Source organism: Massilia sp. NP310, assembly GCF_019443485.1.
GTDB classification, from domain to species: Bacteria; Pseudomonadota; Gammaproteobacteria; order Burkholderiales; family Burkholderiaceae_D; genus Telluria; species Telluria timonae.
Window position 1 is genome coordinate 5,676,818 of sequence record NZ_CP080379.1, and the last position, 11,666, is coordinate 5,688,483.

Annotated in this window: 9 protein-coding genes; all 9 read left to right on the top strand. The window is 65.5% G+C overall.

Features of this window, described 5'->3' with window-relative positions; genetic code table 11:
* The gene (locus tag KY496_RS25090) at nt 1–1,359 is read left to right on the top strand and encodes an MFS transporter (protein WP_229520553.1); all 1,359 of its coding nucleotides are present in this window, start codon (nt 1–3) and stop codon (nt 1,357–1,359) included.
* A gap of 20 nt (nt 1,360–1,379) precedes the next feature.
* Nucleotides 1,380–2,330, top strand: a complete 951-nt coding sequence (locus KY496_RS25095) for a family 43 glycosylhydrolase (RefSeq protein WP_219862937.1) — start codon at nt 1,380–1,382, stop codon at nt 2,328–2,330.
* 23 nt (nt 2,331–2,353) lie between these two features.
* Nucleotides 2,354–3,409 (top strand): aldose epimerase family protein, encoded by a 1,056-nt coding sequence (locus KY496_RS25100; protein WP_229520364.1) that lies wholly within the window; start codon nt 2,354–2,356, stop codon nt 3,407–3,409.
* Entirely contained in the window at nt 3,406–4,287 is an 882-nt protein-coding gene (locus KY496_RS25105; RefSeq protein WP_005668728.1) for an SMP-30/gluconolactonase/LRE family protein, read from the top strand. Before KY496_RS25100 ends, KY496_RS25105 begins: the two co-directional genes overlap by 4 nt.
* Nucleotides 4,288–4,476: 189 nt before the next feature.
* A complete protein-coding gene (locus KY496_RS25110; RefSeq protein ID WP_219862941.1) occupies nt 4,477–6,219 on the top strand; it encodes an IlvD/Edd family dehydratase in 1,743 nt (580 codons plus the stop codon).
* A 46-nt stretch (nt 6,220–6,265) separates the two neighbouring features.
* Complete coding sequence (araD1, locus tag KY496_RS25115; RefSeq protein ID WP_219862943.1) at nt 6,266–7,258, top strand: AraD1 family protein; 993 nt, start codon at nt 6,266–6,268, stop codon at nt 7,256–7,258.
* A gap of 53 nt (nt 7,259–7,311) precedes the next feature.
* Nucleotides 7,312–8,079 (top strand): SDR family NAD(P)-dependent oxidoreductase, encoded by a 768-nt coding sequence (locus KY496_RS25120; RefSeq protein WP_005668734.1) that lies wholly within the window; start codon nt 7,312–7,314, stop codon nt 8,077–8,079.
* 98 nt (nt 8,080–8,177) lie between these two features.
* Complete coding sequence (locus KY496_RS25125; protein WP_219862945.1) at nt 8,178–10,088, top strand: glycoside hydrolase family 97 protein; 1,911 nt, start codon at nt 8,178–8,180, stop codon at nt 10,086–10,088.
* Between the two features lie 25 nt (nt 10,089–10,113).
* Entirely contained in the window at nt 10,114–11,661 is a 1,548-nt protein-coding gene (locus KY496_RS25130; protein ID WP_273161559.1) for an alpha-N-arabinofuranosidase, read from the top strand.
* Nucleotides 11,662–11,666: the final 5 nt, after the last annotated feature.

Genomic DNA, 11,666 nt, shown 5'->3' on the forward strand with positions numbered 1-11,666 from the left:
ATGAACGTGCACACGCAAAAGCTCTCGACCCTCGAAAAAGTCGGTTTCGGCGCCGGCGACATGGCGCTCAACGTCGTGATCTCGTCGATGATGTTGATCATCACCTTCTTCTATACCGACATCTACGGCCTGCGCACGGCCGACCTGGCGGCGCTGTTCGTCGCGGTCAAGGTGGTGGGGGCGCTGGCCGACCTGGCGATGGGGCAGGTCAACGATGCGGTGCTGACGCGCTGGGGGCGCTACCGCCCTTGGCTGCTGCTGCTCGCGGCGCCCTACGGCCTGTCGGTGTTCCTGGTATTCAGCACGCCGGAATGGAACTATGACGCCAAGCTGGTCTGGGCCTACGCCAGCTACATCCTGATGACCCTGATGACGGCGGGCGTGGGCATCCCCTACATCTCGCTGATCAGCGGCCTGACGTCCGACCCGCAGCAGCGCCTGTCGGCCAACGGCTACCGCCTGTTCTTCGCCAAGGTCGGCGCCTTCATGGTGACCATCGTGGTGCCGATCCTGGCCGACGCCTGGGGCGGCGCGAATCCGGCGGCCGGCTACCAGGCCGCGATGGCGCTGATGGCGGCGGTGGGCGTCCTGCTCTTCGCGTTCTGCTTCTTCACCACCACCGAGCGCGTGGTGCACAAGGTCGAGAAGCAGCCTTTGACCGAGCAGGTGCGGTTGCTGCTCAAGAACGACCAGTGGCTGATCCTGTGCGCCGTGTGCGTGACCGGCACCATCGGCTACGTGATCCGCGGCTCGGTGGCGATCTACTACGCCAAATACTATTTGAACGGCGACACCGCCACCGTGTCGGCCTTCCTCTCGACCGGCGTGGCGGCGGCGATCCTGGCCATGGTGGTGTCCACCTGGACCACCAAGTTCTATTGCAAGGTCAAGCTGTTCCGCAATTCGCAGATCATGGTCGCGGTGCTCAGCCTGATGCTCTACTTCCTGGTGCAACCCGGCGACATGGCGCTGGCCTTCGCGCTGTACTTCCTGCTGTCGCTGGTGGTCGACCTGCATGCGCCGGTGTTCTGGTCGGCGATCGCCGAGACCATCGACTATGGCCAGGTCAAGACCGGCAAGCGCGTCTCGGGCTTCGCCTTCGGCGGCATCTCGGTGTGCCAGAAGGCCGGCATGGCCATCGCCGGCGGCCTGGTCGGGGTGCTGCTCGACGTCTTCGAATACCAGCCGAACCAGGCGCAGTCGGCGCTGGCGCTGCAGGGCATCGCGCTGATGCTGTCGGTGATCCCGGGGTTCTTTCACTTTCTCATGGGGCTTCTGATGTTCAAGTACCGGATCAGCGACGACTATTACAGCAGCGTCAAGGAAGACATGCGCGCGCAGGGCTACGCGACCACCTGAACCACGAAGCGAGACACGAGATGCAAGAAACGATCCTGACACCCTTGATCGAGCAGCGCGCCGATCCCTATATCTACAAGCACAGCGACGGGTATTATTACTTTACGGCCTCGGTCCCGCTCTACGACCGCATCGAACTGCGCCGCGCCACCACGATCGACGGCCTCGTGAGCGCGCCGACGGTCGACGCCTGGATCAAGCCCGACACCGGGCCGTATTCCGAACTGGTGTGGGCGCCCGAGCTGCACTTCAACCAGGGCGCCTGGTACGTGTATTTCGCCGCCGCCCCGAGCCGCGAGATCAAGCACCAGCTGTTCCAGCATCGCATGTACGCGATCCGCAACACGAATGCCAATCCGCTGGAAGGGGAGTGGGAATTCATGGGCCAAGTCGACACCGGCATCGACAGCTTCTGCCTGGATGCCACCACCTTCACCCACCAGGGCCGGCTGTACTACCTGTGGGCGCAGAAGGATGTCGAGATCGAGGGCAATTCGAACCTGTACATCGCGCCGATGAAGACGCCGTGGCAGATCGAGGGCAAGCCGGTCCTCATCAGCCGTCCGGAGCACGACTGGGAAACCATCGGATTCCGGGTCAACGAGGGTCCATCCGTGCTACGCCGCAACGGCAGGATCTTCATCAGCTACTCGGCCAGCGCCACCGACCACAATTACGCGATGGGCCTGCTGTGGGCCGACGAGGATGCCGACCTGCTCGACCCGGCAGCGTGGACCAAGTCGGCGCAGCCCGTTTTGCGGTCGTGCTACGATCACGGCGTCTATGGCCCGGGCCACAACAGCTTTACCTATGCCGAAGACGACGACACCGTCATGCTGGTCTACCATGCGCGCACCCATACCGAGATCGTCGGCGATCCGCTCTGGAATCCGGACCGCCACACCTTCGTGAAACCGCTGCGCTGGGACGAACAGGGCATGCCGCTGTTCGGCCGTCCTTCCACTTATTGATGACATCTGGAGATCGATACAACGTGCAAACCGGTATCACGCAAGCGCCATTCGGCCAGCTGCCCGACGGCAGGGCCATCACCCAGTTCACGCTGACCAATGCCGGGGGCATGGTGGCGAAGATCATCGACTATGGCGGCATCATCACCGAGCTGCATGCGCCCGACCGCGACGGCAACCTCGCCGACGTGGTGCTGGGTTTCGACACGCTCGAGCCCTACCGCACGGATAGCCCATATTTCGGCGCGCTGATCGGCCGCTACGGCAACCGCATCCGGCACGGACGCTTCACGCTCGACGGCCAGGAAGTCCAGCTGCCGGTCAATAACGGCAGCAACCACCTGCATGGCGGGCCGGATGGCTTCGACCGCGTCAAGTGGGAGGCCACGATCGACGGCGCCAGCCTGCGCCTGCAGTACCGCAGCGTCGAAGGCGAGATGGGCTATCCAGGCAACCTCGCTGCGACCGTCACCTACACGCTCCTTGATACCAACGAGCTGGTGGTGTCCTTCCACGCCGTCACCGACAAGGCGACGCCGGTCAACCTGACCCAGCACAGCTACTTCAACCTGGCCGGCGACGGCGACATCCTCGGCCACGTGCTCTGCATCGAGGCCGACGCTTTCGTGGCCATCGACGCCGAATCGATCCCGACCGGCGAACTGACGCCGGTGACGGGCACGCCGTTCGACTTCCGCATGCCGCGCCCGATCGGCGAGCGCATCGGCCAGCCGGACAAGCAGCTGCGCCATGGCGGCGGCTACGACCACAACTTCGTGCTCAACAGGCCGCAGGGCAAGGCATTGGGCCGCGCGGCGCGCGTGGTCGATCCGGGTTCAGGACGCGTGCTGGAATTGTGGACCGAGGAGCCGGGCGTGCAGTTCTACAGCGGGAACTTCCTCGACGGTTCGCTGGCGGGCAAGGGCAGGACCTACCAGCACCGCAGCGGCTTCTGCCTGGAGCCGCAGCACTTCCCGGATTCGCCGAACCAGCCGCTGTTCCCGAACGTGATCCTGCGTCCGGGCGAGGCATACCAGACCGAGTCGCGCTTTCGCTTCCTGGTGGAGCCGGGCGCATGATGGAAGTGCTGCTCGACGCCGGGCACGAGCTCGGCGAATGCGTGCTGTGGTGCGAGCGCACTGGCCGGCTGCTGTGGACCGACATCCCGGCCGCGACCCTGTGGTCGCATTCGCCGTCCAGCGGGCGCACCGTCTCCTGGCGCATGCCCGAGCGCCTGTGCAGCTTCGCGCTCACCGGCAGCGACGATCGCTTGCTGCTGGGGCTTGCCTCCGGCCTGGCCTTCTTCACTTTCTCGACCGGCAAGGTCACCCGCATCGTCGACGTCGAAGCGGACAATCCATCGACGCGCCTGAACGATGGGCGTTGCGACCGCCAGGGGCGCTTCGTGTTCGGCATGTTCAACCAGGACGAGAACCCCAAACGCGCGGTGGGCGGCTTCTATCGCCTGAACCTCGACCTGTCGCTGGAATCGCTGCCGCTGCCGAAGGCGGCGATCGCCAACAGCATCTGCTTCAGCCCCGACGGCCGGCGCATGTATTTCGCCGACTCGCAAGAGAAGGCCATCCTGTACGCCGACTACAACCCCTGCAGCGCCGAAGTCGGGCGGGTGCACACCTTCGTCGCGGCCGATGCCGCGCCGGGCGAACCGGATGGTTCCACGGTCGATGCCGAGGGTTACCTGTGGAGCACGCGCTGGGGCGCGGGGCAGGTGAGGCGCTTCGCACCAAGCGGCAAGCTGGATCGGGTGATCCCGCTCGCCGCGCCGCAGCCGAGCTGCCCGGCTTTCGGCGGGCCAGGTCTATCGACCTTGTTCGTCACCAGCGCGCACGTGGGCATGACGGCGCGCGACCGGGATGCTGCGCCGCTGTCGGGCGCGGTGTTCCAGCTGCCCCTGGACGTGCGCGGCCTGCCCGAAGCACGCTTCCTGCACCGCTGACCTTCCATCCTGGCGGCCAGCGCCGCCCCATCTCCCGCCGATCCACCCGCTGATCGATACTGAAAACGGTATCGACGTCGCCAAAAATGTGATTGGAAAGTTATCTGGCTGGTCTTTACCATTACTCTCATCAGGAGACATGGGCCAGGCTCGACGCCTCGCTCGGCCAAGAATAAACAGGAGATCTGCATGTCCGGGGAAAAGAAAAAGACGCCGCTGCGCTCGGCGGCGTGGTTCGGGACGCAAGACAAGAACGGTTTCATGTACCGCAGCTGGATGAAGAACCAGGGCATTCCCGACCATGAATTCCAGGGCAAACCCATCATCGGCATCTGCAATACCTGGTCCGAACTCACTCCCTGCAACGCCCATTTCCGCAAGCTGGCCGAACACGTCAAGCGCGGCATCCTGGAAGCCGGCGGCTTCCCGGTCGAATTCCCCGTGTTCTCGAACGGCGAATCGAACCTGCGGCCGACCGCCATGCTGACCCGTAACCTGGCGTCGATGGACGTCGAGGAGTCCATCCGCGGCAATCCGATGGACGCCGTGGTGTTGCTGGTCGGCTGCGACAAGACCACGCCGGCCCTGCTGATGGGCGCGGCCAGCGTCGACCTGCCGACCATCGTCGTCACCGGCGGCCCGATGCTCAACGGTAAACTGAACGGCAAGGACATCGGTTCCGGCACCGCCGTCTGGCAGCTGCACGAGCAAGCCAAGGCCGGCGCCATCACGATGCACGAATTCCTGTCGGCCGAAGCGGGGCACTCGCGTTCGGCCGGCACCTGCAACACCATGGGCACGGCGTCTACGATGGCCTGCATGGCCGAGGCGCTGGGCACCTCGCTGCCGCACAATGCGGCGATTCCCGCCGTGGATGCGCGGCGCTACGTGCTGGCCCATATGTCGGGCATCCGCATCGTCGAGATGGTGCACGAAGACCTGCGCATCTCGAAGATCCTCAAGCGCGAGAACTTCGAGAACGCGATTCGCGTGAACGCGGCGATCGGCGGTTCGACCAATGCCGTGATCCACCTGAAGGCGATCGCCGGCCGCGTCGGCGTGCAGCTCGAACTCGAGGACTGGACCCGCATCGGCAAGGGCACCCCGACCGTGGTCGACCTGCTGCCGTCGGGCCGCTACCTGATGGAAGAGTTCTATTACGCCGGCGGCCTGCCGGCGGTGGTCCGGCGCCTGGGCGAAGGCGGCCTGATTCCGCACCGGGACGCATTGACCGTCAACGGCAAGTCGCTGTGGGAGAACTGCGTCGACGCGCCGATATACAACGACGAGGTGGTGCGCCAGCTGGACAATCCGCTGATCGCGGACGGCGGCATCTGCATCCTGCGCGGCAACCTGGCGCCGCGCGGCGCGGTGCTGAAGCCGTCGGCGGCGTCGCCCCACCTGATGCGGCACCGCGGCCGCGCGGTGGTGTTCGAGGATTTCGACCACTACAAGGAGCGCATCCTCGATCCCGACCTGGACGTGGATGAGAACTGCGTGCTGCTGATGAAGAACTGCGGGCCGAAGGGCTATCCGGGCATGGCCGAAGTGGGCAATATGGGACTGCCGCCCAAGCTGCTGGCCAAGGGCATCACCGACATGGTGCGCATCTCGGACGCGCGCATGAGCGGCACCGCCTACGGCACCGTGGTGCTGCACGTGGCGCCTGAGGCGATGGCCGGCGGCCCGCTGGGCATCGTGCAGGACGGCGACATGATCGAGCTCGATTGCCATGCCGGCCTGCTCAACGTGGAGCTGAGCGATGAACAGATCCGCGCGCGGCTGGCGGATCGGGCCGAGAAAGCCGCGCCCGTGCAGCATAGCGGTTACCAGCGGCTGTACCTGGACCATGTGATGCAGGCCGATGAAGGGTGCGACTTCGATTTTCTCGTCGGGTGTCGCGGGTCGGCGGTGCCGAAGCATTCCCATTGAGTCGATGGAAAGCGTCAATCACCATAATATAAAGGAGACCCGAACCATGCTGCTCGTCCAATTTCTGACCGAATCGAATGAACGCCGCGTCGGCATCCTGAACGACGCCACCATCCGCATCATCGACGGCTATGCCACCACGCTCGACCTCGCGCGTGCCGCGATCGCGCAGGGCAGGGGCCTGGCGCACCTGGCCGACAGCGCCGCCGGTGCGCAGCAGGTCGCCTATGACGAGCTGGCCGCTGCCAGCCGTATCCTGCCCCCGGTCGACCATCCCGACCCCGCCCACTGCTACGTCACCGGCACCGGCCTGACCCACCTGGGCAGCGCCGACACGCGCGACAGCATGCACAAGAAGATCGGCGGCGACATCGAGGCCCTGAGCGACAGCATGAAGATGTTTCGCCTGGGCGTGGAAGGCGGCAAGCCGGCGCCCGGCACGCCCGGCGTGCAGCCGGAATGGTTCTACAAGGGCGACGGCTCGATCCTGCGCGCCAGCGGCCAGGACCTCGACATGCCGGCGTTCTCGCTCGACGGCGGCGAGGAGCCGGAAATCGCCGGCCTGTACCTGATCGGCGACGATGGACAGCCCTACCGCCTGGGCTATGCGATTGGCAACGAATTCTCGGACCACGTCACCGAACGCCAGAACTACCTCTACCTGGCGCACTCGAAGCTGCGCAACTGCGGTGTCGGTCCAGCGCTGCTGGTCGGCGAGCTGCCAGCCCACGTGGCGGGCGTGTCGCGCGTCATCGGCCTCGACGGCGAGGTGCGCTGGGAGAAGGCCTTCGTCAGCGGCGAAGACAATATGTCGCACACGCTGGAAAACCTCGAGCATCATCACTTCAAATATGGCCTGTTCAAGCGCCCCGGCGACGTGCACGTCCACTTCTTCGGCACCGCGACCCTGAGCTTTGCCGACGGCGTCCAGGTCGCGGCGGGGGAGACCTTCGAGATCGAGGCGCCGGCCTTCGGTCCGGCCCTGCGCAACCGCCTCGCCGTGCATGACGCCCCGTTCGTCAAGGTCAAGCGCTTATGATGCAGTAAGCCGGCCCGCAGAGGCTTCGGCTCGATAACAGGATGGAGACAAGCATGGAACAGATGGGGAACTACCCCAGCCTGCGGGACAAGCGGGTATTCGTGACGGGAGGCGGCAGCGGCATCGGCGAAGCGATCGTGCAGGCCTTCGTGGAGCAGGGCGCGACCGTCGCCTTCGTCGACATCGCGCAGCAGGCCAGCGAGGCGCTATGCGCGCGGCTGGCCGATGCGGGGCCGCATGCCCCGGTCTACCGCCATTGCGACATCACCGACATCCCGGCGCTGCAGCGCACGATGGCCGAACTGGCCGCGCAGCTGGGCGACTTCGACGTCCTGGTCAACAATGCGGCCAACGACCAGCGCCACGACATCCAGGACGTCTCGCTCGACTACTGGAACGAGCGCATCGCCATCAACCAGCGTCCGATGTTCTTCACCTGCCAGGCGGTCCTGCCCGGGATGAAGAAGAAGGGCGGCGGCTCCATCATCAATTTCAGCTCCATGTCGTGGCATGCCAAGGGCGCCGGGTATCCGGTGTACGCCACCACCAAGGCGGCCGTGATCGGGCTCACGCGCAGCCTGGCGCGCGACCTGGGGCCGTTCGGCGTGCGGGTCAACACGGTCACGCCGGGCTGGGTCATGACCCAGCGCCAGGTCGAGCTGTGGGTCGATGCGGCGGCGGAAGTCGAGATCGGGAAGGCGCAGTGCCTGCCGGGCAAGCTGATGCCGGACGACGTCGCGCGCATGGTGCTGTTCCTCGGCGCCGACGACAGCAGGATGTGCACGGCGCAGGATTTCGTCGTGGATGCCGGCTGGACCTGATCGATCCGCACGGCCCCACGATTCCCTTCACGCCCCAGTCGTCCATCCGTTACCATCGTTGCCGCTTGCGTGGCGACGATGGGCCATTGGAGTCCGCCATGATCGCATCCCGCTCCACCGCACTGCTCGTCCTTGGAACACTCTGCGCGCATGCGCACGCCGCGCCTCTCAGCAGCCCCGACCGCCACATCGCGGTCGATGTCGGCGTCTCGGCGGACGGCGCGCTGACCTACTCCGTCGCCCGCGACGGCACGCCCGTCATCCTGCGCTCAAGCCTCGGCCTGGCGGTGCAGGGCGCCGACCTGACCACGGGCTTGAGGCTGGCCGCCAGCTCGCCGGTCAAGCCGATCGAAGACCGCTACGAACTGGCCACCGCCAAGAAGCGCCACATCACCTACCGCGCCAACGAACAGACTCATACCGTGCGCAATGCCCAGGGCCAGGCCATGGACGTGACCTTCCGCGTCTCGAACGACGGCGTCGCCTTCCGTTACCGCGTCGCCGGCAAGAACCTGAAATTCGTCCGCGAAACCTCGGCCTTCGCCTTCGATCAGTCCGCGAAGGCCTGGCTGCAGCCGATGTCGGTCGCCCAGACCGGCTGGTCGAACACGAATCCTTCCTACGAAGAGCACTACCAGCGCGAGATCCCGGTCGGCACCCCGTCGACCCTGGGCGCCGGCTGGGTCTTCCCGGCGCTGTTCCGTACCGGCGAGACCTGGGTCGCGCTCACGGAGGCGAACCTGGACGGCAGCTTCCATGCCTCGCGCCTGCACACCGACTCGCGCGGCGGCGTCTATCGTCTCGACGTCCCGGCCGCGCCCGAGGTGTTCACGGGCGGCGCGCTGCTGGCCGAGTCAAAGGGCGATCTGGTCACGCCGTGGCGCATCATCGCACTGGGCAGCCTGCGCACGCTGGTGGAATCGACGCTCGGCACCGATCTCGCGGCGCCTGCGATCGCCTTCGACAAGGCGAAGGTCCAGCCCGGCCACGCATCCTGGAGCTGGGCGCTGCTCAAGGACGACGGCACCTATCTCGATATCCAGAAGCGCTTCGTCGACTACGCCGCCGACATGGGGTGGGATTACACGCTGGTCGATGCCGACTGGGACCGCAAGATCGGCTTTGAGCGCATGCGCGAGCTGGTGGCCTATGCGGCCGCGAAGAAGATCGGCATCCTGGTCTGGTACAACTCGTCCGGCGCCTGGAACAAGACGCCATACACCCCGAAGGGCGCGCTGCTCACTCGCGAAGCGCGCGTGCGCGAGTTCGCACGCCTGCGCGACATGGGCGTAAAAGGCGTCAAGATCGACTTCTTCGCCGGCGACGGCAAGTCGATGATCGCCTATTACGTCGACATGCTCCAGGACGCGGCCGATGCCGGTCTGCTGGTGAACTTCCACGGCGCCACCTTGCCGCGCGGCTGGTCGCGCACCTTCCCGAACCTGATGACGGTGGAGGCGGTGAAGGGCTTCGAGTTCACCACCTTCGACCAGAAGGACCAGGATGCGATGCCGCCGCACGCCGCCATGCTGCCGTTCAGCCGCAACCTGTTCGACCCGATGGACTACACGCCGCTGGTGTTCGGCGACATCCCGAAGATCAAGCGCGTCACGCGCAACGGCTTCGAGCTGGCCGAGGCGGTGCTGTTCCTGTCCGGGATCCAGCACTTCGCCGAGCGGCCCGAAGGCATGGCCGGCGTTCCCGACTACGTGAAACAACTGCTGCGCGACCTGCCGCGCAGCTGGGACGATGTGCGCTTCATCGACGGCTACCCGGGTCGCCATGCGGTCATCGCGAGAAAGAGCGGCGACAGCTGGTATGTGGCCGGATTCAACGCGGACAGTGAAGAGCGCAGCCTCGACCTCGACCTGTCGTTCATCGCGGGACGCAGCGGGACCTTGACCACCGACGGCGATGGCGAGCGCGCATTCAGCCAGGCCCCGATCAAGGCGGGCAAGTCCAGCGTCCGCATCAAAGCGCGCGGCGGCTTCGTCGCGGTATTCAAATAAGACTGACTAAAACCAGGAGACATCAGTGAAAGCACTCAAGCCCCTCATCCTCGCATGCAGCCTTGCCGCCTTGCCGGTTCTGACCTTCGCCCAGGTGAGCGTGTCGGTCGACACCACCAAGCCGGGCCCGGTCATCAACAAGAACGTGTACGGCCAGTTCGCCGAGCACCTCGGCACCGGCATCTATGAGGGGCTGTGGGTGGGGCCGGATTCCAGGATTCCGAACACCCGTGGCTGGCGCAACGACGTGGTGGGGGCGCTGAAGGAACTGAAGGTGCCGCTGGTGCGCTGGCCGGGCGGCTGCTTCGCCGACGAGTACCACTGGCGCGACGGCATCGGCGCGCGCAACAAGCGTCCGGTCAAGGTCAACACCCACTGGGGCGGCGTGGCCGAGGACAATGCGGTCGGCACCCATGAGTTCTTCGACCTGGTCGAGCTGCTGGGCACCGAAGCCTACGTCAACGGCAATCTGGGTTCCGGCACCCCGCAAGAGATGGCCGAGTGGCTCGAGTACATGACCTCGGACACCAAGTCGTCGCTGGCCGAGCTGCGGCGCAAGAACGGCCGCAAGGAGCCGTACAAGGTCGCCTATTTCGGTATCGGCAACGAGGCCTGGGGCTGCGGCGGCAATATGAAGCCGGAGTATTATGCCCACCTGTATAACCACTATGCCACCTTCCTGAAGACGCCGCCGGGCGCGCGTCCGAAGATCATCGCCAGCGGCGGCAACGACAACGACACCAAATGGACCGACGTGTTGAGCCGCGAAGCCGCGCGCGGCACCGACGGCATCAGCTACCACTACTATACCTTGCCGACCGGCGTCTGGGAGAAGAAGGGCGCCGCGACCGGCTTCCCGGAATCCGAATGGTTCTCGACCATCCAGCAGACCCTGCGCATCGACCAGCAGATCCGGCAGAACATCGCCGTCCTCGACAAGAACGATCCGCAGAAGAAGATCGGCTTTTATGTCGACGAGTGGGGCACCTGGTACGACGTGGAGCCGGGTACCAATCCGGGCTTCCTGTTCCAGCGCAACACGATCCGCGATGCGGTGGTGGCGGCGCTCAACTTCAACATCTTCCATGAGTACGCCGAGCGGGTGCGCATGACGAATATCGCGCAGATGGTCAACGTGCTGCAGGCGATGATCATCACCGACAAGGACAAGATGCTGCTCACGCCGACCTACCACGCCTACAAGATGTACATCCCGTTCCAGGACGCGACCAAGCTGCCGGTGGCGGTCGACAACGACGTGGCCTATTCGAGCAATGGCAAGGCGGTGCCGGGCATCAGCGCCACCGCGGCGCGCGCCAAGGATGGCAAGGTCTATGTCGCCCTCGTCAACACGCATCCGACCCGCGCCAGCGACGTGGCGCTGAACGTGGCCGGCCTGAACGTGGGCAGCGTCTCGGGCCAGGTGCTCACGGCCGAGAAGATGGATGCCCACAACACCTTCGAGCAGCCGCAGGCGGTCAAGCCGGCGCCGTTCAGCGCGAAGGCGGCAGACGGCAAGCTGACGATCAAGGTGCCGGCCAAGGCCGTGATGGTCTTCGCCGTCGAGGCGTGAGGTGA